A 26,837-nucleotide genomic window follows, 5' to 3' on the forward strand; every position below is an offset into this window, starting at 1 on the left:
GGAATCCATCATGAGCACGCATCCGATCCTCGCCGCTCTGCGCCGACACAAGGCCGGCGTCATCCTGATTGCCCTGCAGATTGCGTTGACCCTGGCTATTGTCTGCAATGCGATCTTCATCATCGGTCAACGTGTCGATCGTGTTAACCGTCCCACCGGTATTGACGAAGCGAATCTGTTTGTCATTTCGCAGCAATGGGTGGGCACGCCCGAGGATGGCGCGCCAGACGCTGTCGAAAAAATCGATTCGTTGGTGCGTGCCGATCTGGATACCTTGCGGCGGCTGCCAGGTGTGGAGTCGGTAGCCGCTACCAATTCGCTGCCGCTGTTCAACAGCTCGATGATCAATGGCATCACGCTGACGCCGGACCAGAAAAATTCGACGCTGTCGGCAACGATGTTTCTGGGTGACGAAAAGCTGATGAGCACGCTGGGTGTACAGCTCGTTGCCGGGCGTGCATTCACCGCGGCCGACGTTCAGCACCAGGGATTCCGCGATGACGCGCTGCCGCCCTCGGTCATCGTGAGTCAGGCCGCTGCCGAAAAATTGTTTCCGAACCAGAGTGCGGTGGGCAAGACGATCTACAGCGACACCAAGGGCACCACGATCATTGGCGTCGTCAAGCTGCTGGAGTCGTCCATGGTGGAAACTTTCGGCAATAACTCCGATTACTACACGATAATCGAGCCGGTTCGTCAGGACGGCAACATCTCGCGGTATGTAGTGAAAACCAGGCCGGGCCAGCAGGCCGCGGTGATGGCGGCCGCACGCACAGCACTGTTTTCCGCCAACCCGGAACGGGTCATCGACGAGGATCGTGGCATTCGCAGCTTTGCCGAGATACGCCACGAGGCTTATCGAGCCGACCGTGGCATGGCCATTTTGATGGCGGTGGTCTGCCTGATCATGCTTTGCGTCACCGCGGCAGGTATCGTCGGCCTGACCAGTTTCTGGGTCGGCCAGCGGCACCGGCAGATCGGCGTGCGCCGCGCGCTTGGCGCACGCAAGGTCGACATCCTGCATTACTTCCAGATCGAAAACCTGATGATTGCCGGTGGTGGCGTGGTGGTCGGCGTCGTACTCGCCGTCGGGCTCAACCTGTGGCTGATGAGTCAGTACGAGATGCCGCGCATGCCGGTGATCTACGTGCTGATCGGCATGGTCGCATTGCTGGCACTGGGTCAGGCGGCAGTATTTGTACCGGCACGCCGCGCTTCGCGCGTGTCGCCAATCGAAGCGACACGGGCGGCGTGATGCAAAGCAGGGACGAGGGGCGAATCGTGAAGGGCAACAGTGACAACGCCGTGGCGCCGGCGTTGCTCACGCCCTGCATATCGAAGGCTCACGAACCGACACCCTCGTTGCTTGCTGCTCGTTCCCCCTCTCTATTTTCTGCGCCTTCACCACTCACCCGCACCGGAGCCTGACGCATGTTTGCCTATTACCTCGAACTGGCCCTGCGCAGCCTCAAGCGCAGCCCCGGACTGACCATTCTGATGGTGCTCTCGATCGGTTTCGGTGTGGCCGCATCGATGACGACGTATTCGGTGTTTCGTGCGGTGTCGGGCGATCCGATTCCGTGGAAATCATCACAGCTGTTCGTACCGCAGATCGACATGTGGGGACCAACGGGGCGCGGCGACGATGGCGAGCCACCCGTCGCGATGGACTATACCGATGCGATGAAACTGATGCGCGATCACCGCGCCAAACTGCAGTCGGCGATGTACCAGGTTTCCCCGTCTATCGTTCCGGCCGATGCCAGCAAACATCCGATCAATGTCAGTGGGCATGCCGTATACAGCGAATTTTTTCCGATGCTGGACGTGCCGTTCAAATATGGCAACGGTTGGAGTGCGGACGACGACGAGCAGCGCGCTGCGGTGGTGGTGATCAGCAGCAAGCTCAACGAGAAATTGTTTGGTGGTGCCAACAGCGTGGGCAAGACGGTCAATGTCGAAGGCAAGGACTACCGTGTGGTTGGTGTGACGAACGACTGGAATCCGCAGCCGCGCTTCTACGATGTCGTTAACAGCGGCGGATTCTCGACCGGTCTGGACGACGTGTTTCTGCCGTTCGAGCGGGCGATTGCGCTCTCCATCCCCAACGACGGCAACACCAACTGCAACGCAATCCCTGCGGAATCGGGTTTCGTCGGCCTGCAGCATTCCAGCTGCGTCTGGATCGCCTACATGGCCGAACTGGATGACGCGGCGACGGCAAGTACATACAAGGCATATCTGGACGGTTATGCGCATCAGCAGCAGCAATCCGGCCGCTTTGCCTGGGCGCCCAACAATCGCTTGCGCAATCTGCCGGACTGGCTGGATTCGCAGCATGTGGTGCCCAGTGACACCAAGGTCTCATTGCTGGTGGCGCTTGGGTTGTTGATCGTCTGCCTGGTCAACACGGCCGGTCTGCTGCTGGCGAAATTTCTGCGCCGTAGCAGCGAAATCGGCGTGCGCCGCGCGCTGGGTGCGCAGCGCCTGTCGATCTACGCGCAGTTCCTTACCGAGGCCGGGATGATCGGTCTGGCCGGTGGCGTACTCGGCCTGCTGTTGACCGGCGTGGGCGTGGCCAGTGTTGGCTGGGTGTTGCCGAAGGACATCGCCGCGCTGGCCCGGGTGGATCTGATGTTGCTCGCCATGACCCTGCTGATTGCCGTCGTCGCGACGCTGCTGGCTGGCCTGTACCCCACTTTCCGTGCTGCACGCGTTCAGCCCGCGTGGCAGCTCAAGTCGAACTGAGGACAACGTCATGGCTCTCCATCCCATTCTCGCGGCATTGCGCAAGCACAAGTCCGGCGTCGTGTTGATTTCGATGCAGATCGCGCTGACCTTGGCGATCGTCTGCAATGCCATCTTCATCATCGGTCAGCGTATCGAACGGGTGAACCGGCTCACCGGGCTCGACGAGAGCAACCTGTTTCTGGTTACCCAACAGTGGGTAGGTGCTCCCAGCGGCGATGACCCTGCCGGCGTCGAAAAACTCGACAGCATGCAGAAGGAAGATCTGGTCGCGCTGCGCACTCTGCCGGATGTCGCTTCGGTCGCGTCGATCAATTCGCTGCCGTTGCTCAACTCCTCATCGAACGGTGAGATTTCGCTCAAGCCGGGAGCGACCGAGAGCAAGGGCAACACGCGGACGACCTTTTATTTTGGCGACGAACAGATGCTTTCCACGCTGGGGCTGCGTCTGATCGCCGGGCGTGCCTTCAATACGGGCGACATCCAGCACCATAGTTTTCGTGATCAGACCGAACCGTCGATCGTCATTGTCACCAAGCCCATTGCGGACAAGCTGTTTCCGCAGGGAAGTGCGGTCGGCAAGGTGATGTATCTCGATGGAGGTACCACGCCGACCACCATCATTGGCGTGGTCGAACGCCTGCAGGTACCGGGCTCCGGCAGCTGGACCAACAATTTCGCCTACAACGCCACGCTGGAGCCAACCCGGATCGACCACAACTATGCGCGCTATGTGGTACGTGCCAAGCCGGGTCGTCTGGAGGCGGCTATGCGTGCGATACCGTCGACGCTCTACAAGGTCAACCCGCTGCGCGTCCTCGACGACGACAGCGTCAAGTCGTTCGCCGATATCCGTGCCAGTGCCTACCGAGCCGATATCGGTATGGCAATCCTGATGGGTGTGGTCTGCCTGATTCTGCTCGGGGTTACCGCGGCGGGCATTGTCGGCCTGACCAGTTTCTGGGTCGGTCAGCGACATCGGCAGATCGGCGTGCGGCGCGCGCTGGGGGCTCGCAAGATCGACATCCTGCATTACTTCCAGATCGAGAACCTGATGATCGCCGGCATCGGCGCGGTGACTGGCGTACTACTCGCCCTCGGGCTCAACGCCTGGCTGATGCAGCATTTCGAGATGGATCGCATCCCGTTGGCCTACGTGCTGGTCGGTCTGGTCGCGCTGATGATACTGGGCCAGGTTGCTGTCTTCGTTCCCGCACGGCGCGCGTCCAACGTGTCGCCGGTCGAAGCGACGCGAGCGGCGTGATGGGAGGCAGGGGCGACGGGCGAGTTGTGGAGGGCGAGGGTAGCAGCGTCGGGCTGCACATGTTGCCTGCTGTCGACGTTGTGCTGTTGCCTTTGCACCCGCCGGGCTGGTGGTCATCTCGCGGACTTGCGCTCTCGCGACTCGCCCCTCGTCTCTTACTTTTTCCCGGAGCCTGATGCATGTTCGCCTATTACCTCGAACTGGCCTTGCGCAGCCTCATGCGCAACAGGGCGCTCACCGCGCTGATGGTACTGGCGATCGCGCTCGGTATTGGTGCCAGCATGACCACGTTGACCGTGCTGCATGTGCTGTCCGGTGATCCGCTGCCGGAGCGCAGCAACACATTGTATTACCCGCAGGTCGATCCTCGTGACAGCGCCGGTCACGATTCCGACAAAGAGCCGATGGAGCAGGTGAGCTGGACTGACGGCAAGAATCTGTTGCAAGCGAAGCGTGCGAATCGTCAAGCGCTGATGACAGGCGGCACGGTGGCGGTCCAGCCGACGCAGTCCGCGCTCGACCCGTTCTACGAGGACGCGCGCTTCACCACCGCCGATTTCTTTCCGATGTTTGGTGTGCTGTTTCAGTACGGCCATGGCTGGAACGCTGCTGATGACGACAGCAGCGCACGGTTGGTGGTGATCAGCAGCGCGTTGAACGACAAGTTGTTCGGCGGCAAGGACAGTACTGGCCAGATGCTGCGGCTGGAGGGCACGGCATTGCGCATCGTCGGCGTGCTCGGCGACTGGCGCCCGAACCCGCATTTCTATGACCTCAATGTGACCAACTATGCCGAGAGCGAGGGGGTTTATATGCCACTGTCCACCTCGCAGGATCTGCAGCTTGTCCATGATGGCTCCGTCGATTGCTGGGGCAACGGTGGGGCGGGTCAACGCCCGGACCACAGCGGAACTTGCGTGTGGCTGCAGTTCTGGGTGCAACTGGACAACCCGGCGCAGGCTGCGGTCTACAAAGAGTTCCTGGTGCATTACTCGCAGGAACAAAAAGCGCTAGGGCGTTTCCAGCGGCCGCCGAATGTACGCCTGCGCAATCTGATGGGCTGGCTGGACTACAACATGGTGGTGCCCGGGGACGTGCGCCTGCAGGTATGGCTGGCGTTCGGCTTCCTGCTGGTGTGTCTGGTCAATACGGTGGGGCTGATGCTGGCCAAGTTCATGCGCAGAGCGGGTGAGCTGGGTGTGCGCCGAGCGTTGGGCGCCTCGCGCCGTGCGCTGTTCGGGCAGCTGTTGGTGGAGGCTGGTGTGATTGGTCTCAGCGGCGGCATTGGCGGTTTGTTACTGGCCTTTCTCGGTCTGTGGCTTGTGCGCCAGCAACCGACCAGCTACGCGGCACTGGCGCATCTGGACCCCTGGATGCTGCTGACCACCTTCCTGCTGGCGCTAGGCGCGAGCCTGCTGGCGGGCTTGTTGCCGGCCTGGCGCGCTTGCCAGATCACTCCTGCCCTGCAACTGAAGAGCAACTGACATGGATATCCTGCCGATTCTCTCCACTCTGCGGCGGCACAAGATCACCGCATGGCTGCTCATCCTGGAAATCGCGTTGACCTGCGCGATCGTGTGCAACGCGGTGTTCCTGATCAGCCAGCGCCTGGAGCGCATGAATCTGCCCAGCGGCATCGCCGAGCATGAGCTGGTGCAGGTCCAACTGGCCAACATCGGCAACCGCTCCGATGCCGAGGCGCGCGCCAAAACCGATCTGGCGGCATTGCGGCAGATTCCGGGTGTAACCCAGGTGGCGTTGGTCTTCCAAATGCCATTCACCGATGGTGGTTCGTCGAACAGCGGTATCAAGCTCGATCCGCAGCAGCAGGAGGACACGGTAGACGTCACCCAGTACATGGGTGAAAACCTGTTGTCTACATTGGGCACAAGACTGGTGGCAGGGCGTGATTTCCGGCCGGACGAATTCGTCGATCTCGATGCTGCCGTGACAGCCCTGCACAGCGGGAACCTCAAGGGCTTGCCGCAAGTGCTGGTGATCACCCAGATGCTGGCCGAAAGGCTATGGCCGGGGCAGAGCGCGCTGGGCAAGCCGATCTATCTGGGCCAGGGCCTTCCGTTCCGGGTGGTCGGCGTGGTCGCACACCTGGCTCGGCCGAACCGATTGTCAAAGGGCGTCGAATACAGCACGGTATGGCCGATCAGCATGAACGTGGCGCAGGGCGCCAGCTTCTTGATCCGCTGCGCGCCGCAGGAGCGCGAGCGGGTACTGTGAAATCCGCGCTGGCTGCGCTGAAGCAGCTGGACCCTAATCGCGTGGTGCTGCAGAAACGCACCTATGACGAGGCGCGCCACGCATTTTTCGCGAACGATCGCGCGATGACCGGCATCCTGGTGGGCGTGTGCCTCGCGCTGCTGATCGTCACCGCACTGGGTATTGTCGGCCTCGCCAGCTTCTGGGTGGCGCAGCGTCGACGCACCATCGGCGTGCGCCGAGCGCTCGGCGCCACCCGCGCCAACATCCTGCAGTACTTCCAGACCGAGAATTTTCTGCTGGCAACCATCGGCATCGTGATCGGCATGGCGCTCGCTTTCGGCATCAATCTGTTCCTGATGCAGCACTACGAATTGCCACGACTTCCCGCCATCTATTTCCCGGTTGGCGCGATCGCGTTGTGGGTGATCGGGCAGCTAGCGGTGCTTGGCCCGGCATTGCGTGCGGCGGCGGTGCCGCCGGTGGTGGCGACGCGGTCGGTGTGACTTGATGTGATTGCCTCCGCTGCTTGCAGGGGCGGAGAAGCTGACGGAGTGTACGAAATGTTCGACTACTACCTTGGCTTGGCGCTACGCAGTCTGCGGCGCAACAAAGTGCTTACGGCGCTGATGATCGTCACGCTGGGGTTGGGCATCGGTGCGTCGATCACCACATTGACGGTGCTGCGTTTGCTCTCAGGCGATCCGTTGCCACAAAAGAGTGCGCGCCTCTTCTATGCGCAAGTCGATCCGTATACCAAGGATGGCTATGAGGCAGGGAAAACCAAGCCGCAGCGCCTGATGGCCTACACCGACGCGATGAACCTGCTGCACGCACACCAGGCCGAGCGGCAGGTCGCGCTGGCATTGACCGACGCAAGAATTGCACCGCTGCGCAGCGGCGAGCATCCGTTTTTCAGCGACGGTGTGATGACCACGGCGGATTTCTTCACGATGTTCGATGCGTCGTTCCAGTACGGCGCCGGTTGGACTTCGGCGGACGATGAGAGCCGTGCACAGGTCGTGGTGATCTCCGACTTCCTCAACGACAAGCTGTTTGGGGGCGTCAGCAGTGTGGGCCGGATCATTCGCGTCAATGACCACGATCTACGCATCATCGGCGTCTTGAAAAAATGGGCGCCACAACCGCGCTTCTACGCGCAGGAGTTGGGCGGACGCAGCTATGGCGACGGTGATGCGGTGTTCCTGCCGTTGCAGACCGCGCGTGCCGCCAACATGGATCCGACGAACGACGACTGCTGGGCGGTTGCTGACGTCACCAAGCTGGAAACGGCGCCTTGCATATGGCTGGGCTTCTGGGTGGAGCTATCCAGCGATGCCGAGGTCGCCGCGTACAGGCAATTCCTGTCGAACTATGCGCAGCAGCAGATCGCACTGGGCCGCTTCTATCGCCCTGAGGTGGCGTTGTCGGATCTGATGCAATGGCTGCGCAACGAGAAGGTGGTGCCTGACGACGTGCGCTTGCAGGCCGGTCTCGCTTTTGGCTTTTTGCTGATCTGCGTGGTGAACACGGTAGGCCTGTTGCTGGCCAAGTGTCTGCGCCGTTCGCAGGAGATCGGTGTGCGCCGTGCCTTGGGCGCCATGCGGCGTGAGATCTTCACGCAGTTCATGGTCGAAGCCGGCATGGTCGGGCTGGCAGGCGGTTTGCTGGGCTTGGTCTTTGCGGAGTTTGGTCTCTGGTGCATCCGCCACCAGCCGGCCGAATATGCCGGACTTGCCCATCTGGACGTCCACATGTTTCTGCTTACGTTCCTGGTGGCGCTCGTTTCCAGCCTGGTCGCCGGCTTGCTGCCGGCGTGGCGGGCCAGCCGGCTTGCGCCCGGTTCGCAACTGAAGGCTGCCTGAGGTACTTATGGAAATCCGACCGATTCTCGCCAGCCTGCGCAAACACCGGATTCCGGCCATCCTGATCGTGCTGGAGATCGCGCTGGCCTGTGCCGTGCTGTGCAATGCGGTATTCATGATCGGCCAGCGTGTGGTCGATATCCAGCGGTCCAATGCCATCGACGAGCGGGGCATCGGGGTGATTACCGTGGACGGCAGCGACCCGAAGATGGCTTCCAGTGACATCCCGCGCAATCTTGCACGGTTGCGTGCCATAGCCGGCGTACAAGCGGTGGCGGTAACCAACACGGTGCCATTGAGCAACAACAACTGGGGCTGGGCGTTTGGTGCCACGCCGGATAGCAGATTCAACGACGCCGTGAATATCTCGGCGTACTTCCTCAGTGAGGGTGGCGACAGGGCGCTTGGCCTGCAATTGCTGCAGGGACGTTTCTTCAGCTCAGACGAATACGCCGACAGCAAGCGGGGCTCGATGCCACTGGTGGATACGCATGTCGTCATCATCACGCAAAGCTTGGCTGAGCGGATGTGGCCGGGGCAGTCGGCGCTGGGCAAGGTGCTCTATTCCAAACCGTTGGCCTACACGGTGGTCGGCGTGGTGGCTGATGTGCTGCGCCCGTTCGTGAACAGCCAGAAGGCCTGGTACAGCACCTTCTTTCCGCTCAGCCCCGACGGTGCGCTGAGCTACTACGTGGTGCGCAGTGCGCCGCAGGATCGCGACCGCGTGGTTCGGCAGGCCCAACAGACTTTGAGCGAGCTCGACCCGATTGCGGTCGTCAAGGGCCACAGCTACACCGATATCCGCGAACGGTATTTCGCGAACATGAGCAGCATGGCCTGGATGCTGGTGCTGGTATGCGTGGTGATGTTGGCGGTGACTGCTTTCGGCATCGTTGGCCTGACCAGTTTCTGGGTGCAGCAGCGTCGTCGGCAGATCGGCATTCGCCGTGCCGTGGGCGCCACGCGCGGCCACATCATGCAGTACTTCCAGGCCGAGAATTTTCTACTCAGTACGGCTGGCGTGGTCATTGGCATGGGTCTGGCATTCGGCATCAATCTGTATCTGATGCAGCACTACGAGATGGAGCGCATGCCCTGGTATTACCTGCCAGGTGGCGCGATTGCGTTGTGGCTGATCGGTCAGTTCGCTGTGTTCGGGCCGGCGCGTCGCGCAGCAGCAGTGCCGCCCGTGGTGGCGACGAGGTCGGCATGATGATGAAGTCTTTTGTGAGCCGGCGTCTGTTGGTCTTCCTGATCGTCTGCTTCAGTGTGACGTGGAGTGCGTGGGGCATCCTGGGTTGGCTCGCACGTGCGCAGCAACTCGTCTATGGCCAATGGCCATTCATGCTGCTCTATGTGCTCGGCGGTCTCGGGCCGATGATCGGAGCATATGTAGCCGTGCTGTCGACTTCGTCGCAGGCTCCGCTCAGGGAATTTCATCAACGATTGTTTCGTTGGCGGGTTGCCGGCTGGTGGTATGCCGTGACCATTGGCCTGCCAGTAGTTCTGGCTATCGCCTCGACGATGATTGCCGTGCTGTTCCGTCCGGATCTGTCGAGCGCACTTTCGATCCGGCCCTGGTACATGTTCGTGCCGCTGCTCGCCGTCATGATCGTGGGCGGCGGCCTGGAGGAGCCCGGCTGGCGGGGTATTGCCCAACCGGAGATCGCGCACACCATCGGGTCTGCGAAGGCAGCTTTATGGGTCGGCCTGGTCTGGGCTCTCTGGCATGTTCCGCTCTTTTTCCTCCCCGGTGTGAGTCAGTACGGCAGCAACTTCCCGGTTTTTGCACTGGGCGTGGTCGGCATGGCTCTGATGCTGGGCTGGCTGTACAGCCGTACCGCAAGCATCTTGCTCTGCGTTGTCTTCCATGCTGCCGCAAACGCGATCACCGCGCTTGGGGTCGCTATCCCACATGAGGCTGGTTGCCTGGTTCTACTGAGCCCATGCCTTCACGTCTTGGCGGGATTCGTTCTGCTGCTGGCGGCTCGGGCTCGATCCGATGAGCGCGTTGCTGCGGAGTTTGTATGAGCTTCGTATCCGGTGTGAGGGCAAGGCGTTTTCAGATGCTTTACTTTTCAGGGGGCGAATGAGCATGTTTGGTTATTACCTCAACCTTGCCCTGCGAAGTCTCATGCGCAACAAGATGCTGACCGCGCTGATGGTAATCGCGATTGCTGTCGGTATCGGTGCGAGCATGACCACGCTGACGGTAATGCACCTGCTGTCCGGTGATCCGCTGCCTGGGCGCAGCCAGCACATCTTCTATCCGCAGGTGGATCCGTCGCCGTTGCCCGATCCGGAGAACACCCACAAACCGTGGGACATGATGGATTACCGTTCGGCGACGGATCTGTGGAGTGCTCATCGCGCCGATCGCCAGGCGCTCATCGGCCGCAGTGCGTTGCGCTTGACCGCGCCCGATATGAACCAGCCGCCATTGATGGCGCAAGTGCTCTCGACCACTTCGGATTTCTTCCCGATGTTCGCGGTGCCTTTCCAGTACGGCGATAGCTGGCAGCCTCAGGACGATCAGCAGCGCATGCGCGTGGCCGTGATTTCCTCTGATCTCAACATCAAGCTATTCGGCGGCGCCAATAGTGTCGGCCGCACGTTACGACTCAAGGACAGCGATGTGCGCATTATCGGCGTTCTCGCGCCATGGCGGCCATCGCCGCAGTTCTACGACTTGGTCGGTGGCCGTTTCTCGAACGGCCAGACGGCAGACTTCTACAGTAAGCCGCAGGAAGTCTTCATGCCGTTTTCGAGTTCGTTGGATATCAACACCGACGGCTTCATGGCCTTCACCTGCTGGCGTGCGCCGGATCCGGGTACGTCGATGACGACATCGCCTTGCGTCAGCGTTGCGTTGTGGGTGGAGCTCGGCAACGCCGCCAAAGTCGCTGACTACAAGGCCTTCATCACCGACTACGCCACGCAGCAGAAAGCGCTCGGTCGCCTGACGCATGCCGACAACACGAGGATGCCCAGCCTGATGCAGTGGCTCGATTTCAACCAGGTCGTGCCCAGCGACGTGCGCCTGCAGACCTGGCTGGCATTCGCGTTCCTGCTGATCTGTTTGTTCAACACGGTCGGCCTGCTGCTGGCGAAATTCCTGCGCCGTTCCGGCGAGATCGGTGTACGCCGTGCGCTCGGTGCGACGCGTGGTGCCGTGCTGACGCAGTGCCTGGTTGAAGCCGGTCTGATCGGGTTGATCGGTGGTTTCGGCGGATGGCTTCTGACACTGCTCGGACTTGCGTTGATCCGCCAGCAGCCGGTGGCGTACGCCGATCTGCTGCACCTGGATAGCACGATGTTCCTGGCGACGTTCGTCATGGCCATCGTCGCCAGCCTGCTCGCAGGTGCGGTGCCCGCTTGGCGTGCCAGCCGTGTTGCGCTTGGTCTGCAACTGAAGACTTTGTGATGCGCTTTCCATGCGCGTGAAAGCGGCCATCCGTGGCCGCACTCCTCAAAAAGAGCGTTTTCTTACAGGTACTTTCGACATGCAGATCCAGCCGGTTCTTGCCGCCCTGCGTCGCCATCGCCTCGCCACCATCCTGATCGCCATGGAGATCGCACTGGCGTGCGCGGTGTTGTGCAACGCATGCTTTCTGATTGCCAGCCGTATCCAGATGACACATGTCGACAGCGGCGTGGACGAGAGTTCCCTGGCTACGATCAAGCTGACCGGTTACGACGAGGCTAAGGCCAGCGATCTCAATGCCCGCGTGACGTCCGGTCTGCGCGAGATTCCGGGCATGCAGTCGGTCAGCGTGATCAATGAGGTGCCGTTCGGCGAGACCGCCGGTAACGCTGGCATCACGCTGGACAGCGCCGGTCAGAAGTTCGCTGGCGTGGTCGATTTCTACGTGGCCGGCCCGGGAAATTTCGAGGCGCTGGGCCTGCAGCTCATCTCCGGACGCGCACCGCGGGCAGATGATTTTCAACCGATGAAAGCGTTTCTTCCTTTGAGCGCAAACGTGATCGTGAGCCGCTCACTGGCCGAACACCTGTGGCCTGACACCGATCCGTTGGGCAAGGAATTCTGGTGCGGGGACTTCCACTTTCGCGTGACAGGCGTGGTGGCGCATCTGGCGCGTCCGAGTGCCGGTGAGGGTGGTCCCGGCACCATCGAGTGGTCGGTATTCACGCCGGCACAACCGGGCGCGAATCTCTCGGGCGTCTACCTGCTGCGCGCCGATCCGGCACAGCTCCCGCGCGTCTTGCGGGACGCGCGCGCCGCGATCGCCAAGTTGGCGCCGGATGCGGTAGTCGAACAACAGGCCAGCCAGACGATCGGCGATCTGCGGCAAGTCTATTTCCGTCAGGACCGCATCATGGCGGGAATGCTGCTGGGCGTGATCGTGGCTCTGCTGCTGGTCACCGCGCTCGGTATCGTCGGTCTCGCCAGTTTCTGGGTGCAGCAACGGCGCCGGCAGATCGGCATCCGCCGCGCGATCGGTGCGACGCGTGGCGACATCCTGCGCTACTTCCAGACCGAGAACTTCCTGATCGTTACGTCGGGTATCGCACTCGGCATGTTGCTGGCGTACGCGTTGAACCTGTTGCTGATGACGCAGTACGAATTGCCACGACTACCGCTGTACTACCTGCCCGCCGGAGCCCTGATCTTGTGGGGACTCGGCCAGCTTGCCGTGCTGGGTCCGGCGTTGCGCGCTGCCGCCGTGCCGCCGGTGGTGGCGACGCGGTCGGGATGAAGCTGCGCACGCCACGCCATTTCAATCAGTAGGAAACAATGACTCAAGTACTCAAGGGGGCACGATGTTCGGCTATTACTTCGATCTGGCACGGCGTAGCCTGATACGCAGCCCGATTCTCACCGCGATGATGGTGCTGGCTATCGGGCTTGGCATCGGCGCGAGCATGACGATGCTCACGGTGCTGCATGTGATGTCGGGTGACCCGATACCGGAGCACAGCGGGCAGCTGTATTACCCGCATCTCGATGCACGTCCGCTCAGTTCGAAGGACGACAAGAATGCGCCTGACCCCAGCGCGAATCTGAGCTGGATCGATGCAAGCAATCTCTTGCAAGCTCATCGAGGAGATCGACAGGCGGCGATGGCGGGTGGAAGCGTTCTCGTGCGTCCGGCACAAACCAGTCTGCGGCCGTTTTTCGAGACGGGTCATTACATCACCGCGGATTTCTTTCCGATGTTCGACGTGCCGTTCCGCGCGGGCGGCGGCTGGACGCAGGTGCAGGACGAGCAACATGAGCGGGTCGTGGTGCTCAATGGCGACCTTGCTCGCAAGCTGTTCGGCGACACGTCCGCTACCGGCAAGATCGTTCGGCTGCAGGACACCGACTTCCGGGTCATCGGCGTGCTGAATGACTGGTATCCGCAACCCGCCTTTTATGGCGATACGAGCGGCCATGCCTTTGGCAAGACCGATGAATTTTTCCTGCCGTTGACGACGGCGATGGATCTGAAATTCGACAGTAACGGCAATATGTCGTGCTGGGGATCGGGTGGAGATCAGCGCACCAGCGGAGAATGCACTTGGCTGCAATTCTGGGTCAGCCTGGATGGCCCGACCAAGGTGCATGCGTACCAGCAGTTTCTCGAGGATTACTGGCGCCGGCAACAAGCTCATGGTCGCTTCGCACGGCCGGTTGATGCAAAGCTCTATGGTCTGCTGGCATGGCTCGACCACATGCAGCTGGTACCTGGAGATGTGCGTCTGCAGCTGTGGTTGGCACTGGGCTTTCTTGCGGTGTGCATGGTCAACATTGTCGGCCTTCTGCTGGCCAAGTTTTTGCGCCGTAGTGGTGAGGTGAGCGTGAGGAGGGCGCTGGGTGCACGCCGGCGCGACATCTTCCTGCAGTTCGGCGTCGAGTCGGCCGTGATCGGTGTCGCCGGTGGCCTGCTCGGACTTGGCATCGCACAACTGGGGCTTTGGAGCGTGCGCCATCGTCCGGATGACTATGCGCATCTCGCGCAAATGGATGTTTCGATGTTGTTGGGCACCCTGGTACTGGCCATTGTAGCCAGCGTCTTGGCAGGTCTGCTGCCGGCCTGGCGTGCCTGCCGCATTACGCCCGCCCTGCAACTCAAGACCCAATAAGGTGATGTCATGCAACTGAGGCCGATCCTTTCCAGCCTGACGCGTCACAAGCTCACGGCGTTCCTTCTGATACTGCAAGTGACCTTCACGTGCGCTATTGTCTGCAACGTGATGTTCATGATTGCTACCCGCACCAGCCAGATGCGTCTGCCCAGTGGTATCGCGGAAAACGAGCTGGCCATGATCGACTCGGTGGGTATTGATGCGACCGAGAATCCGTTGGTCAGACACGAGCAGGATCTGGTCGCTCTGCGCGGCATCGCTGGTGTGAAATCGGCTGTGGTGGTAGATGCCTTGCCGCTCAACCGCGACAACTGGACCAACGGTATTACCACCGTTCCCGATGCCGATACACATGTGGGGGCGAGCGCATACAACGGCACACCCGGTGAACTGCAGACGCTTGGCCTGCACCTGATCGAGGGGCGTGATTTCCAGGCCGATGAATACATCGCCGAAGATGTGCCGCATGGTTACAAGGGTATCGACACGGTACCCGTCACCATCGTGACCCGGGCATTGGCCGAGCAATTGTTTCCGGGGCAGTCCGCACTGGGCAAGGATATTTACGCGAGCGGGACTCACCCCACCCGCATCGTTGGGGTAGTCGATCACATGCTGCGTCCAGCGTTGCGCGATCCGGCTACCAATGAATACGCCATGCTTTTCCCAATGAAGCCCGATGACAGCGAGGTCACCTACGTGATGCGTACTGCACCGCACGACCGTGAGCGTGTGCTGAAAGAAGCTTCCGCCGTGCTGGTCCGGCTTAATGGCAATCGCATCCTCAAATCGCCACAAACATTTACTCAGGTGCGTGACAGCTATTTTCATCGCGACCAGACCATGGTCGGGTTGTTACTGGCTGCAGGTCTTGGCCTGCTTTTCGTGACAGCCCTTGGCATTGCTGGCCTGGCCAACTTCTGGGTGCAGCAACGACGTCGACAGATTGGCGTTCGCCGCGCGTTGGGCGCTACGCGCGGCGACATTCTGCGTTACTTTCAGACCGAGAACTTTTTGATCGTCAGTGGCGGAATCGTGCTGGGCATGGCACTGGCGTTTGCGCTGAATCTCACACTGATGAAGTTCTACGAGCTGCCGCGTCTGCCGTTTTACTACCTGCCGATCGGCGCTCTGGCACTCTGGGCGCTGGGTCAGCTGGCGGTACTTGGCCCGGCGCTACGCGCCGCCGCCGTGTCGCCGGTGGTGGCGACGAGATCGGTTTGATCGATATGAAGTCAGTGGGCGATTGACCGATGTTTCGTTATTACCTGGGCTTGGGGCTGCATAGCCTTAGGCGAAATCCGGCGCTTACTGCGCTGATGATCATGTTGATTGGCGCGGGCGTGGCGTCGTCGATGATTACCTTTGCGGCGCTACGTGCGATCACGGCTGATCCGCTGCCGGCGAAATCGGCACAGCTTTTTGTGCCGCAGATCGACAACTTCGGGCCGGTTCACGGCACGCCGGATGGCGAGCCGCCGCTGATGTTGAGCTATATCGACACCATGGCATTACTGCGTGCACACAGAGCGGAGCGAGAAGCGGCTCTTTATCCGGTGAGTTTTTCGCTGGTGCCGGCCGACGTGACGCATGCGCCTTTTACGGTGCAGGGCTATGCGGTGACGGGCGATACGTTTGCGATGTTTGGCGTGCCGTTTCTCTACGGTGGCGACTGGAGCAAAAAGGACGATACCGAAGGCAGCAACGCGCTGGTGATAAGCCGCCGACTCAACGAAAAACTTTTTGACGGCACCGACAGTATTGGGCGCGCAGTGCGTCTGGACGATCACGACTATCGCGTGATCGGTGTGGCGAATGACTGGAATCCGCAGCCGCGGTTTTATGCCAATGCAGACATTCATGACGTCAGTGAAGTTGGCGAAGCACCGGACTTTTTTCTGCCATTCACACGCGCAGTGAATCAACAAATGACGTCGCGTTGGGGTAATTTTTGCCCAGCGGATGATTACTCCAAGGACTCGGACTGGCAGGCAATGCTGCAAACGGAGTGCGTATGGATTTCGTTTTGGGTACAGCTGCCAACGACCGGCGCCGTGCAACGTTATCGCGAATTTCTGAACGGCTATGCCGTCGAGCAACAGCGTGTTGGGCGTTTTCACTGGGCGCCGAACAATCGCTTGCACAATCTCTTGCCCTGGCTGGACTACGTGCATGCGGTGCCTGAGGAAACGCATGTCTCGTTTTTGCTGGCAATGGGTCTGCAGTTGGTCTGTCTGGTGAATACGATCGGCCTGCTGCTGGCCAAATTCATGCGCCGTCGCGTCGAGATCGGCGTGCGGCGCGCGCTCGGAGCGTCGCGTCGCGCGATCTACGTGCAGTTCTTGACCGAGGCGGGCATGATCGGTGTTGCCGGCGGTGCGCTGGGTTTGCTGCTGACCATTCTCGGTGTGTCGGGCATGGGCTCATTTTTCGAACCGCGGGTGGCGCGGCTGGCGCATGTTGATGTGAGCTTGCTCGGCCTTACCTTGCTGACCGCCATCGTGGCCACGGTTATCGCCGCGCTGTACCCGACCTGGCGATCCGCGCAGGTGCAGCCTGCCTGGCAATTGAAGGCCAACTGATATGGCGAGCCTGCAGATCCGCCCCGTCCTCGCCGCGCTCAGGCATCACCGCGGTGCCACCGTGCTTATCGTGCTGCAGATCGCGTTGACGCTCGGCATTGTTTGCAACGCACTATTCATCATCCAGCAGCGGCTGGAGCACATCGCGCGGCCCACGGGTATCGATGAGGCAAATATCGCGGTGATTCACAACCAGTGGATAGGCAAGTACACGACTGCACAGATGGATGCGATGACGTTAAGTGATCTCGCGGCATTGCAGCGTTTGCCGGGCGTGGTCGATGCCTATGACGACTACACATACCCCGCTGTCGGGCCGATGGCGCAACTGTCGAGCGTTCGCTTGACGCGCGATCAACACACACTGACCTCGCACGCCGAGCCTTACTACACTGACGATCATGCGCTACCCACGCTGGGTCTTCGTCTGATTGCGGGACGAAATTTCAGGGCTGATGAAATCATGGCGGTTGGCGATGCCGACACGCAGATGCCGCCGGTCATCATTATTACCAGCGATCTCGCCGAGCGGCTTTTTCCACACCAGGTGGCGGTCGGCAGAGCGGTATATCTGGGTAACACGCCCAGCACGATCATCGGCGTCATTGCGCATCTGCAGGTGCCGGCCATCGGCACGCACAGCTTTGCCTATTGCGCGGTGCTGTTGCCAAGGCGCAATGCAAACTTTTTCAATAACGGCAGCTACTACATCGTGCGGGCTCAATCGGGGCAGCTCGATGCCGTCATGCGTGCTGCACCTCGCGCACTGTTCACGCTCAATCGCATGCGTGTGCTCGATGAAGCTGGCGGGATGCAGCGTTACAGCGACCTGCGCGAGACGGGCTACCGGCGCGATCGCGGCATGACGCTTCTGCTTGGCATGATCTGCGCGGTGCTGCTGGCGGCGACCGTTGGCGGCGTCGTTGGGCTGTCCAGTTTCTGGGTCAGTCAGCGGCAAAAGCAGATTGGCATTCGCCGGGCGCTCGGCGCCACCCGTGGCGACATCCTACGTTACTTCCAGACCGAAAATTTCCTGATCGTGAGCTTCGGTATCGCGCTGGGCATGCTGCAGGCCTTTGCGCTGAACCTCACGCTGATGAAGTTCTACGAACTGCCGCGGCTGCCGCTGTACTACCTGCCGATCGGTGCGCTGATGCTGTGGCTGCTGGGTCAGCTGGCGGTACTTGGCCCGGCGCTGCGTGCCGCCGCCGTGTCGCCGGTGGTGGCGACGCGGTCGGTGTGAAGGAGATTGGGAATGAGGAACGGGTAGTGAGGTGTGAGGGTGGCTATGTGTGACCAATGCGAACCGATGAATATCGCGGTGCGTTGTCGCGATGGAATCAACACGTTCGTCGCTGCCATATGCGCTTGCGTCCTCGCTACTCGCCGCTCGTCTCTCATCAAACCATGCACTCTGGCACGGGAGGATCGGTGTGGCTGGGGGCACAATCGGGGTTCACATTCTGGGAGAGGTGCTTGATGAAAACGCTACCGTTGTTGATTGCGATGAGCCTGCTGGGCTCGATGACTCTTGCGGCATCCGTGCAGGCGGCTCCTGCGACGCAGGCGGCGTCGATGAGTGTGGCAAGTCGTGTGGCGGCGCTCAATGCGTTGCTGGCGGAGCAGTGGCAGCATCAGTTGGAGAGCAGCCCGGAGTTCGCCACCACGCTCGGCGATCTTCGCTACAACAGTTTGTGGAGCGATGCATCGCTGGCGCATGTGGCGAGCGAACGCACGATTACCGAGAATTTCCTCAAGCGTTTCGAGGCAATCGATACGACTGGTTTCTCCGACAGCGACGCGCTCAACCAGCAGCTGATGGTGCGCCAGCTCAAGGACGGCCTGCGCAGTACCGATCTCAAGCTGTATGAAATGCCGCTGGATCAGATGAGCGGCGCGCATATTGCGCTGGCCGGTTTCGTCAGCTCGATCCCGTTCGACAACACGAAGGAATATGACGATTACCTCGCCCGCCTGAAGGCCGTGCCGAAGTTGTTCGATCAGGTGACGGAGGTCGCGAAGCAGGGCTTGCGCGACAAGATGATGCCGCCGAAGTACGTGCTGGAAAAAGTCGTGGTGCAGATCGACAACATTGAGAAATCGGCCGGTATGGAGAGCGTGTTCGCCGAGCCACTGAAGCATTTTCCGGCGTCGGTATCGGCGGCTGATCAGAAGCGCCTGCACGACGCCATTCTCGCAGCCATCGATGACAATGTGCGCCCGGCGTACAAGAAGCTCGGCGAGTTTGTGGCGAAGGATTACGCGCCGCACGGACGCGCCGAACCAGGTATCTGGAATTTGCCGAACGGCGACGCCATTTACCGTTTCGACGTCGAGCAGATGACCACTACCAAGGAGACGCCGGAGCAGATTCACGCGCTAGGTCTGGCCGAGGTCAAGCGCATCGAAGGGTTAATGACGGGCATCGCCAAGTCGCAGGGCTTTGCTGATCTGGCCAGCTTTCGCGCCTCGCTGAAAGCCAATCCGAAGACCCATGCGACGTCGCGTGAGGACATCCTCAATCGCTATCGTGGCTATCTGGCGCAGATGCAGCCGCAGTTGCCCAAGTTCTTCGGTCTGTTGCCGAAAACCAAGGTCGTGGTGGTGCCGGTTGAAGCCTTCCGCGAGAAAGAGGCTGCTGCTGCCGAATATCATCAGGGCACGCCGGACGGTTCGCGGCCCGGGCAGATTTTTGTCAATACCGGCGACTTCGCCAATCGCAGCGTGCTGACGATCGAGTCGACCGCCTACCACGAAGGCATTCCGGGTCATCATCTGCAGATATCGATTGCGCAGACGCTGCCAGCGCTGCCGCCGTTCCGCCAGCAGGGCGGCTACACCGCCTATATCGAGGGCTGGGCGTTGTATTCCGAGCAACTGGGCAAGGACATCGGTTTCTATCAGGATCCGCTGTCCGATTACGGCCGTCTCTCCGACGAGTTGCTGCGTGCCGATCGACTGGTACTCGACACCGGCGTGCACGACAAGCACTGGACGCGCCAGCAGATGGTCGATTTCTTCCATGCCCATTCCAGCGAGGACGAACCCGACGTACAGGCCGAGACCGATCGCTACATCACCTGGCCGGGCCAGGCGCTGGCGTACAAGACCGGTGAGTTGAAGATTCTCGAGCTGCGTGAGCGGGCGAAAAAGGAACTGGGCAGCCAGTTCGACATCCGCGCGTTCCACGACGAAATCCTCAATGGCGGCGCGCTGCCGCTGGACGTGTTGGAGACGCGGGTCAATGCGTGGATTGCGGCGGTGAAGTCAGGCAAGGCGCCGGCACATCCGGCGGCGGCTGCGAGCTGATCCAGGTGCGCTGCCCGGGCATGGTTCGGGCAGCGCTTTTGATCACGTCATACGGGGAGTTGTGATGCGACGACTGATACTTGGCGGAACGCTGGTGTTGGCCAGCATGCTGACTCAGTCGGCAATGGCTGACTGGAAATATCAGTTCAACTCGGACGACAGCCTGAGTTGGCGCATCGCTGATCATGCGTTGAAGCTGCATTCGGATAGCACCACAGGCATCACGGTTACCAAGATCGGCGCCGAGCCTGTCTGGGGCTTGCAGAAGGGCGATGTCATCGTCGCGGTTGACGATTATCCGGTGAAACACGTGAGCCAGCTGATGGATCGGTTGCGTGCGAGTAGCCCCTCCAACGTCAAGTTGCATGTGCGTCGCGGTGCCGAGTCACCCGTGCTGACAGTGACGGCGGCTGAGTACGGGCAAGTGGTCGCGCCCGCCGCGCCCGTACCGCCTACGCCATCGGCCCCATCCGCTCCGTCTTTACCGCCCACATCGCCCGTGATGGAGAGTGGTTGGTATACCTATGAGCACGATACCGATGACAGCCTCAGCTGGCGCATCCCCGATCACGTATTGAAACTGCAGTCGGACAATACGACCGGGATTACGGTTACCAAGATCAGCCCCGACGCTTTGTGGGGTTTGCGGCAGGGCGATGTGATCACCGCGGTCGACAATCATCCGGTGAAGCATGTGAACGAGCTGATGGCACAATTGCGTGCGAGCCGGGCGGCCACGGTGAAGCTGAATGTGCGTCGTGGCAATGCCACGCCGGTGATTACCGTGGCGGCCGCCGACTATTCACGTATCGTATCGCCGGGACAACCGACCTCACCCAGTAAATGACCTCGTTCATACATTTCGTTGCCATCGATACCCCACTAGCCCGATAGTCATGCAAACCTTTGGGCTCGGAGCGGCATCTATGTCCGCATGTGCAGAAAAAAAATGACACGTAGCGTACTCATCATTGACGACAACCCGGCCGTTGGCGAGGCGCTTTCGCTGGCACTGTCGTTAAACGATATTCGACCACTCACCGCGCTGACGCCTGACGAAGGCCTGGCGATGCTGCAGCACGAGTCGATCGACGTGGTGATTCAGGACATGAATTTCACCGCCGACACCACGTCGGGCGAGGAGGGCGTGGCACTGTTCCGGGCCATTCGCCAGCAGCATCCGGATCTGCCGGTGATTCTGCTGACGGCCTGGACGCATCTGGAAACTGCGGTCGAGCTGGTCAAGGCTGGCGCTGCGGATTATCTGGCCAAGCCGTGGGACGACAGCAAACTGATCGCCACGGTGGAAAATCTGCTGGAGCTGTCGGAGTCCACCCGCGAGGTGGCACGCACCCGGCGCGAGCGCAAACGTCGGCGTGAGGCGCTGCAGGGCAAATACGAGCTGGACAACCTGGTATTTGCTTCCGAGGCGATGGCGCGCACGCTGGAACTGGCCTGTCAGGTCGCCAAGGCTGACGTACCGGTGCTGATCACGGGTCCCAATGGCACCGGCAAGGAGCGGATTGCTGCGATCGTGCACGCCAATTCGGCCGTGCGGCGCGGCGCGTTTGTCGCGGTGAATTGCGGCGCATTGCCGGGTGAGCTGATCGAGGCCGAACTGTTTGGTGCCGATGCGGGTGCCTATACCGGCGCCAATAAGGCACGCGAGGGTCGCTTCGAGCTGGCCGATGGCGGCACGCTGTTTCTGGATGAGATCGGCAACTTGCCGTTACCCGGCCAGATGAAGCTGTTGCGCGTGCTGGAAACCGGCCAGTTCGAGCGGCTTGGTTCCGGTCGTACGCGACAGGTGAAGGTACGCGTGCTGAGTGCGACCAATGCCGATCTCAAGGCAATGATCCGCGCCGGCACTTTTCGCGAGGATCTTTACTACCGGCTCAACGTGATCGAGGTAAATCTACCGCCGTTGACTGAACGCAGCGACGACATTCTGCCGCTGGCGGAATTCTTTCTGGATGGCCGTGCCGAGATCGGCGATGCGGCGCGCGATGCGATGCTCAACTATCCATGGCCTGGCAACGTACGCGAATTGAAGAATGCGATCGAACGCGCGGCACTGCTCGCTGGCGGCGTTCCGATCACGCCCGAGCTGCTGAATCTCGCGCCGCATGTTTCTGCTGTCACGCGCAATCTCGACGAACCCAGTCGCGAAACGGTGGAAGCCGCGCTGCACAAGGCCGACGGTGTCGTCAGCCGCGCGGCGCAGAATCTCGGACTATCGCGGCAGGCTTTGTATCGGCGAATGGAGCGCTATGGTCTGGCGGCACCGGCCTGATGGTATTGGGATGGCCAAATGAAACGCCAGGGAGAGTCACATGTGGCGTCGCCTGAATTCACTGCAGACGCGGCTCACCGTGCTGTTGGCGTTGGCCAGCGTGGCCGGCGCATTGATCTACTCGGGCGTTACGCAATGGCCGCTACCGCAGCTGCTGACATGGATGCAGACGGAGCTGACGGTCAACGATTCGACAGCATCTCTGGCAGTCAAGGCCGCGCCGGTAACGCACCTGGGCATCTACAGCGCGCTCGGTATTTGTGCGGTGCTGTTGCTGCTACTGGCGTCCTGGCTGGCCGGCCAGGCGATGGCGCCGGTGAGCCGCCTGTTGCGCGCGCTGGAAGGTGCCGTAGCCAGCTATCGCGACGGTGATTTCAGTATCTCCATCGCGATCCACCGTCGCGATGAACTGGGTGAACTGATCCACATGCACAACGCGCTGGGTCAGACCCTGCGCGAGCAGCGCCAGCATCTGGCGCAGCGCGAGCTGCTGCTGGATACCGTGGTGCAGAACACGCCGGTAGCCCTCGTGTTGACCGATAGCGTCGGCCGCGTGGCCTACGCCAATATTGCCTCGCGGCATCTTTTCAACGAGGGACGCAGCCTGCACGGGCTGGAATTTGCCCGATTGCTGGACGGGGTGCCCGAGGCACTGCGCCGCGCGGTGGAAGACGGCGAAGATGCTCTTCTCAGCGTGGAAATGGACGGCAGCGAGGAAACCTTCCACATTTCGCAGCGGGCGTTTCGCCTGCAGGGCCGGCCACATCGGTTGCAGTTGTTCCGGCGGATGACGCGCGAGCTGTCGCGACAGGAAGTAGCGACCTGGAAGCGGGTGATCCGCGTGATCAGCCACGAGCTCAACAATTCCTTGGCGCCGATTTCCTCGCTGGCACACTCCGGTGCCGAGCTGGCGCGGCGCGGCGATATCGATCGGCTGCCCGGCGTGTTTGCCACTATCAGCGAGCGGGCCAAGCATCTGCACAGCTTCATCTCCGGCTACGCCAGTTTCGCCAAATTGCCGACACCGCAATCGGTTGCTATCGAATGGGCGCCTTTCCTGGATGGGCTGGCGCTGCACTGCAATTATCGCCTCGCCTCGCCCGCGCCGACGCGGCCGGGCCACTTCGATGCGGTACAGATCGAGCAGGTGCTGATCAACCTGATCAAGAACGCGCATGAGTCGGGCAGTGCGGAAGACGATGTCACGCTTTCCATCATCGAGGTCGGTCGCGAGTTGCGCATCGAGGTGGCCGATCGCGGGCCGGGCATGACCGAAACCGTGTTGGCGCAGGCGCTGCTGCCGTTCTATTCGACCAAGCGTGCCGGTACCGGGCTGGGTCTGGCCCTGACTCGTGAAATCGCCGAGGCGCATGGTGGCCGCGTGCTGCTAGCGAACCGTGAAGATGGTGGCTTGCGCGTTACGCTGTTGCTTCCGCAGACTGCCGTTCTTCGTTAGAGCCTGTTTACGATCTCCACGTAGCTCGCGTTGCGCCGTGGCGGTCGCCACGACGCAACCCTTCGGGCCGGGTCGGTTTGCCCCCATGCCGGCGTCATCACTCGGTCGTGTACCGACGTACACTCCCTCCTTCTTCCTTGGCCTGAGCGCAAACCGCTCCCGGCGCGGGCCACGTGGAGATCGTAAACAGGCTCTTATTGGCGAGCGCCGACAGTGCGCGTAACAACAGCTCGCCTATACTTGTGACTTCGTCACGGATGGGGACAGGCAATGGGTCAGATTCTCGCGTTAGTCATCGTATTGGTCGTCGTGATCACCCTGGCCAAGTTGGTGCGCATCGTGCCGCAGGGTTTCGAGTGGACGGTGGAAACTTTTGGCAAATACACGCACACGCTAAGCCCCGGTCTGCATCTGCTGATTCCGATCTATCAGACGGTTGGCCGCAAGATCAACATGATGGAGCAGGTGCTCGATGTGCCCTCGCAGGACGTGATCACCAAGGACAACGCGGTGTTACGCGTCGATGGTGTGGTGTTCTATCAGGTGCTGGACGCTTCCAAGGCGGCGTACGAGGTGTCCAATCTCGAACAGGCATCGCTGGCGTTGATCATGACCAATATCCGCACAGTGCTCGGCTCGATGGATCTGGATGAAAGCCTTAGCCAGCGCGACGGCATCAATGCCAAGCTGCTGCGTGTGGTGGACGAGGCGACGCACCCGTGGGGCGTCAAGGTCAACCGTATCGAGATCAAGGACATCGCGCCGCCGCGCGACCTGATCGACGCGATGGCGCGACAGATGAAGGCCGAGCGCGAGAAGCGCGCCAACATCCTCGACGCCGAAGGTTTCCGTCAGGCGGCCATTCTCAAGGCCGAGGGCGCGAAGCAGTCGGTCATTCTGGCGGCCGAGGGTGAGAAGGAGGCCGCGTTCCGTGCCGCCGAGGCGCGTGAGCGTTCCGCCGAAGCTGAAGCCAAGGCCACCACGATGGTGTCCAATGCGATCGCCGGTGGCAACGTCAACGCGCTGAATTATTTTGTCGCCAACAACTACGTCGAGGCGCTGAAAGAGATGGCCAAATCACCGAATCAGAAAATGCTGCTGCTGCCGATCGAGGCCACCGGCATTCTCGGTTCGTTGGCCGGCATTGCCGAGCTGGCCAAGGAGTCGCTGGGTCAGCAGCAGCGCTCGATCGCGCAGCCGCCGACGCCCACTTCGTTCCAGCCGCCGCAGCGCTGAGGCTGATGCCATGCCTTTTCCCGTGCATTACCTATGGTGGATTCTCGCGCTGCTGCTGATCGGCAGTGAGGTGCTGCTGCCGGGGTATTTTCTGCTATGGATCGGTCTGGCCGCGGCAGCGGTGGGTGCGGTGCTTTTGCTGACACCGCCGCTCGGGTTGCTGGTACAGGCGGTGCTATTTGCTGTGCTGGCGTTTGCCGCCTGTGTGCTTTATGCCCGCGTGTTGCGACCCAAACTGGATAAGCGCGAGCCCGGTAGCGAGACGCTCAACCGTCGCGGCGAGCGGATGATCGGCCAGCGCTACGAGCTGATCGAACCGATTATCAACGGTCGCGGCAAGGCGCGCGTCGGCGATGGCCAGTGGCTGGTGAACGGGCCCGATCTGCCGCTGGGCAGCCTGGTCGAAGTCGTTGCGATCGACGGCACCACGCTGAAGGTACGCGCAGCGGCATGAGTGCGAGTAGCGCCAGCAGCGGCGTGATCCATCCGTCGTTCGCGACCACCGCGATCAGCACGCGCATGGCGTTTTTGCTGGAGTTGGCACGCCGGCTGCATCAGTACGGTGCGGCGTCACCACGACTGGAGATGGCGATTTCCAGCTCAGCGCAGCGCTTGGGATTGCTGGCCGATGTATGGTCCAGCCCGACCGCCGTCATTATTTCGTTTACCGATCTGGGGCAGGGTGAGGAAGGCGTCGCACAGACCACCCAGGTTATGCGTCTGGCGCCTGGCGACGTGAATCTGGCACGGTTGTGCGAGGCGGATGAGATCGCGGATCAGGTAATTGCCGGGGAGGTCGGTCTGCGCGAAGGCTTTCATCGGTTGCGCGCACTGGGCCGGCCGGATACACGGCGCGAACAGGCGGCGGTGATCGCGACCTACGGCCTGTCGGCAGCCTGCGTGGTGGCGTTGTTTCTGCACAGCGCGTGGCCCGATCTCTTAACGGCCGCCTTCATTGGCTTGATCATCGGCAGCATCACCGTGATGGCGGCCAAGCGACCGCGACTGTCGATCGCCAGCGATGCGATCTGCGCGCTGGTGGCGACCACGGTGGCGATCGTGGTCAGCGCCTTCGTGGTGCCGCTGGCGATCAAGTCGGTGGTACTGGCCAGCTTGATTGTGCTGGTGCCTGGCATGTCGCTGACCACGGCGGTGCGCGAGATTTCCAGCCAGCATCTGGTGGCCGGCATGGCGCGTATGGGCGGTGCGGTCGCGACCTTGCTCAAGCTGACCTTTGGCACGGTGGCGGCAACGACGCTATGCACGGCCGTGGGCATTCAGGCGCGTGATTACACGCTACCGCCGTTACCGGGTTGGACCGAATTGCCGGCACTGGTCATTGGCGCGTTCGGGTTTGCCATTCTATTTCGCGCGGCTCGCAAAGACTGGCTGGTGGTGATGGGGGCGGTGATTGTCGGTTATCTCGCCACGCGCTGGGGTGGCAGGATTTCCGGTTCGCTGCCGGCCGCGCCGTTTGGTGTGTTTCTCGGCGGTTTTTTACTGAGTGCGCTGGCCAATTTCTATGCGCGCTTTGCCCACCGACCGGGTGCGGTGATCCGCGAGCCAGGGATTATCCTGCTGGTGCCGGGCAGTGTTGGTTTTCGCAGCATGTCGTTTCTGCTTCAACGCGATACATCGCTGGGTATGGATACGGGCTTGCTGTTGCTGACCCTGCTCGTGTCGCTTGTTGGCGGACTGATGTTTGGTGAGCTGCTGGTTTCACCACGTCGATCGCTGTAAGTAAAGCCGGCTTTAGCGATCTTTTCTGAACGCGCATCTA

The 26,837-nt window shown here is 61.2% G+C and carries 22 protein-coding genes; all 22 read left to right on the forward strand.

The features are described 5' to 3' along the window. The first annotated feature begins 10 nt into the window (after positions 1-10). The 22 genes from HDE79_RS11225 to HDE79_RS11325 all read left to right on the forward strand — a co-directional run bounded on the left by HDE79_RS11225 (position 11) and on the right by HDE79_RS11325 (position 26,797). On the forward strand, positions 11-1,255 hold the full coding sequence (locus HDE79_RS11225; RefSeq protein ID WP_184602044.1) for an ABC transporter permease: 1,245 nt from the start codon (positions 11-13) through the stop codon (positions 1,253-1,255). A 176-nt stretch (positions 1,256-1,431) separates the two neighbouring features. Next, a complete protein-coding gene (locus HDE79_RS11230; RefSeq protein WP_184602045.1) occupies positions 1,432-2,748 on the forward strand; it encodes an ABC transporter permease in 1,317 nt (438 codons plus the stop codon). Positions 2,749-2,758: 10 nt separating this feature from the next. Continuing rightward, positions 2,759-4,012: an ABC transporter permease gene (locus HDE79_RS11235; RefSeq protein ID WP_184602046.1), complete on the forward strand. Its 1,254-nt coding sequence runs from the start codon at positions 2,759-2,761 to the stop codon at positions 4,010-4,012. 179 nt (positions 4,013-4,191) lie between these two features. Continuing rightward, entirely contained in the window at positions 4,192-5,496 is a 1,305-nt protein-coding gene (locus tag HDE79_RS11240) for an FtsX-like permease family protein (protein ID WP_184602047.1), read from the forward strand. A 1-nt stretch (position 5,497) separates the two neighbouring features. Beyond that, entirely contained in the window at positions 5,498-6,247 is a 750-nt protein-coding gene (locus HDE79_RS22245) for an ABC transporter permease (RefSeq protein ID WP_343205949.1), read from the forward strand. After that, positions 6,244-6,732, forward strand: coding sequence for an FtsX-like permease family protein (locus HDE79_RS22250; RefSeq protein WP_343205950.1), 489 nt, complete (start codon positions 6,244-6,246; stop codon positions 6,730-6,732). Before HDE79_RS22245 ends, HDE79_RS22250 begins: the two co-directional genes overlap by 4 nt. A gap of 57 nt (positions 6,733-6,789) precedes the next feature. Next, positions 6,790-8,091: an ABC transporter permease gene (locus HDE79_RS11250; protein WP_184602048.1), complete on the forward strand. Its 1,302-nt coding sequence runs from the start codon at positions 6,790-6,792 to the stop codon at positions 8,089-8,091. A 7-nt stretch (positions 8,092-8,098) separates the two neighbouring features. Further along, complete coding sequence (locus HDE79_RS11255; protein WP_184602049.1) at positions 8,099-9,304, forward strand: FtsX-like permease family protein; 1,206 nt, start codon at positions 8,099-8,101, stop codon at positions 9,302-9,304. A gap of 29 nt (positions 9,305-9,333) precedes the next feature. After that, positions 9,334-10,122 (forward strand): type II CAAX endopeptidase family protein, encoded by a 789-nt coding sequence (locus HDE79_RS11260; RefSeq protein WP_184602050.1) that lies wholly within the window; start codon positions 9,334-9,336, stop codon positions 10,120-10,122. Positions 10,123-10,186: 64 nt separating this feature from the next. Then, positions 10,187-11,515, forward strand: a complete 1,329-nt coding sequence (locus HDE79_RS11265; RefSeq protein ID WP_184602051.1) for an ABC transporter permease — start codon at positions 10,187-10,189, stop codon at positions 11,513-11,515. Positions 11,516-11,594: 79 nt separating this feature from the next. Then, on the forward strand, positions 11,595-12,809 hold the full coding sequence (locus HDE79_RS11270; RefSeq protein ID WP_184602131.1) for an FtsX-like permease family protein: 1,215 nt from the start codon (positions 11,595-11,597) through the stop codon (positions 12,807-12,809). 64 nt (positions 12,810-12,873) lie between these two features. Beyond that, positions 12,874-14,178, forward strand: coding sequence for an ABC transporter permease (locus HDE79_RS11275; protein ID WP_184602052.1), 1,305 nt, complete (start codon positions 12,874-12,876; stop codon positions 14,176-14,178). Positions 14,179-14,187: 9 nt separating this feature from the next. Continuing rightward, positions 14,188-15,405, forward strand: coding sequence for an FtsX-like permease family protein (locus HDE79_RS11280; RefSeq protein ID WP_184602053.1), 1,218 nt, complete (start codon positions 14,188-14,190; stop codon positions 15,403-15,405). A gap of 29 nt (positions 15,406-15,434) precedes the next feature. After that, on the forward strand, positions 15,435-16,763 hold the full coding sequence (locus tag HDE79_RS11285) for an ABC transporter permease (RefSeq protein ID WP_184602054.1): 1,329 nt from the start codon (positions 15,435-15,437) through the stop codon (positions 16,761-16,763). Position 16,764: 1 nt separating this feature from the next. Next, the gene (locus HDE79_RS11290) at positions 16,765-18,006 is read left to right on the forward strand and encodes an ABC transporter permease (protein WP_184602055.1); all 1,242 of its coding nucleotides are present in this window, start codon (positions 16,765-16,767) and stop codon (positions 18,004-18,006) included. Between the two features lie 236 nt (positions 18,007-18,242). After that, entirely contained in the window at positions 18,243-20,072 is a 1,830-nt protein-coding gene (locus HDE79_RS11295; protein WP_184602056.1) for a DUF885 family protein, read from the forward strand. 64 nt (positions 20,073-20,136) lie between these two features. Further along, positions 20,137-20,919 (forward strand): PDZ domain-containing protein, encoded by a 783-nt coding sequence (locus tag HDE79_RS11300; RefSeq protein ID WP_184602057.1) that lies wholly within the window; start codon positions 20,137-20,139, stop codon positions 20,917-20,919. A gap of 102 nt (positions 20,920-21,021) precedes the next feature. After that, positions 21,022-22,365 (forward strand): sigma-54 dependent transcriptional regulator, encoded by a 1,344-nt coding sequence (locus HDE79_RS11305; RefSeq protein ID WP_184602058.1) that lies wholly within the window; start codon positions 21,022-21,024, stop codon positions 22,363-22,365. Between the two features lie 40 nt (positions 22,366-22,405). After that, entirely contained in the window at positions 22,406-23,821 is a 1,416-nt protein-coding gene (locus HDE79_RS11310) for an ATP-binding protein (RefSeq protein WP_184602059.1), read from the forward strand. A 270-nt stretch (positions 23,822-24,091) separates the two neighbouring features. Further along, positions 24,092-25,057, forward strand: a complete 966-nt coding sequence (locus HDE79_RS11315) for an SPFH domain-containing protein (protein WP_184602060.1) — start codon at positions 24,092-24,094, stop codon at positions 25,055-25,057. 10 nt (positions 25,058-25,067) lie between these two features. Continuing rightward, on the forward strand, positions 25,068-25,511 hold the full coding sequence (locus HDE79_RS11320; RefSeq protein ID WP_184602061.1) for an NfeD family protein: 444 nt from the start codon (positions 25,068-25,070) through the stop codon (positions 25,509-25,511). Then, complete coding sequence (locus HDE79_RS11325; protein WP_184602062.1) at positions 25,508-26,797, forward strand: threonine/serine exporter family protein; 1,290 nt, start codon at positions 25,508-25,510, stop codon at positions 26,795-26,797. The genes HDE79_RS11320 and HDE79_RS11325 overlap by 4 nt, the downstream gene beginning before the upstream one ends. The last annotated feature ends 40 nt before the right edge of the window (positions 26,798-26,837 follow it).

It is taken from the genome of Rhodanobacter sp. MP1X3 (assembly GCF_014207165.1).
GTDB lineage: Bacteria > Pseudomonadota > Gammaproteobacteria > Xanthomonadales > Rhodanobacteraceae > Rhodanobacter.

Bases quoted from the DNA above. Each gene is read 5' to 3' on its own strand.
- HDE79_RS11240 (WP_184602047.1), top strand. From the start codon at position 4,192: ATGTTCGCCTATTACCTCGAACTGGCCTTGCGCAGCCTCATGCGCAAC.
- HDE79_RS11305 (WP_184602058.1), top strand. From the start codon at position 21,022: ATGACACGTAGCGTACTCATCATTGACGACAACCCGGCCGTTGGCGAG.
- HDE79_RS11300 (WP_184602057.1), top strand. From the start codon at position 20,137: ATGCGACGACTGATACTTGGCGGAACGCTGGTGTTGGCCAGCATGCTG.
- HDE79_RS11315 (WP_184602060.1), top strand. From the start codon at position 24,092: ATGGGTCAGATTCTCGCGTTAGTCATCGTATTGGTCGTCGTGATCACC.
- HDE79_RS11320 (WP_184602061.1), top strand. From the start codon at position 25,068: ATGCCTTTTCCCGTGCATTACCTATGGTGGATTCTCGCGCTGCTGCTG.
- HDE79_RS11265 (WP_184602051.1), top strand. From the start codon at position 10,187: ATGTTTGGTTATTACCTCAACCTTGCCCTGCGAAGTCTCATGCGCAAC.
- HDE79_RS11325 (WP_184602062.1), top strand. From the start codon at position 25,508: ATGAGTGCGAGTAGCGCCAGCAGCGGCGTGATCCATCCGTCGTTCGCG.
- HDE79_RS11235 (WP_184602046.1), top strand. From the start codon at position 2,759: ATGGCTCTCCATCCCATTCTCGCGGCATTGCGCAAGCACAAGTCCGGC.
- HDE79_RS11275 (WP_184602052.1), top strand. From the start codon at position 12,874: ATGTTCGGCTATTACTTCGATCTGGCACGGCGTAGCCTGATACGCAGC.
- HDE79_RS11250 (WP_184602048.1), top strand. From the start codon at position 6,790: ATGTTCGACTACTACCTTGGCTTGGCGCTACGCAGTCTGCGGCGCAAC.
- HDE79_RS11285 (WP_184602054.1), top strand. From the start codon at position 15,435: ATGTTTCGTTATTACCTGGGCTTGGGGCTGCATAGCCTTAGGCGAAAT.
- HDE79_RS22245 (WP_343205949.1), top strand. From the start codon at position 5,498: ATGGATATCCTGCCGATTCTCTCCACTCTGCGGCGGCACAAGATCACC.
- HDE79_RS11225 (WP_184602044.1), top strand. From the start codon at position 11: ATGAGCACGCATCCGATCCTCGCCGCTCTGCGCCGACACAAGGCCGGC.
- HDE79_RS11255 (WP_184602049.1), top strand. From the start codon at position 8,099: ATGGAAATCCGACCGATTCTCGCCAGCCTGCGCAAACACCGGATTCCG.
- HDE79_RS11290 (WP_184602055.1), top strand. From the start codon at position 16,765: ATGGCGAGCCTGCAGATCCGCCCCGTCCTCGCCGCGCTCAGGCATCAC.
- HDE79_RS11230 (WP_184602045.1), top strand. From the start codon at position 1,432: ATGTTTGCCTATTACCTCGAACTGGCCCTGCGCAGCCTCAAGCGCAGC.
- HDE79_RS11280 (WP_184602053.1), top strand. From the start codon at position 14,188: ATGCAACTGAGGCCGATCCTTTCCAGCCTGACGCGTCACAAGCTCACG.
- HDE79_RS11270 (WP_184602131.1), top strand. From the start codon at position 11,595: ATGCAGATCCAGCCGGTTCTTGCCGCCCTGCGTCGCCATCGCCTCGCC.
- HDE79_RS11310 (WP_184602059.1), top strand. From the start codon at position 22,406: ATGTGGCGTCGCCTGAATTCACTGCAGACGCGGCTCACCGTGCTGTTG.
- HDE79_RS11295 (WP_184602056.1), top strand. From the start codon at position 18,243: ATGAAAACGCTACCGTTGTTGATTGCGATGAGCCTGCTGGGCTCGATG.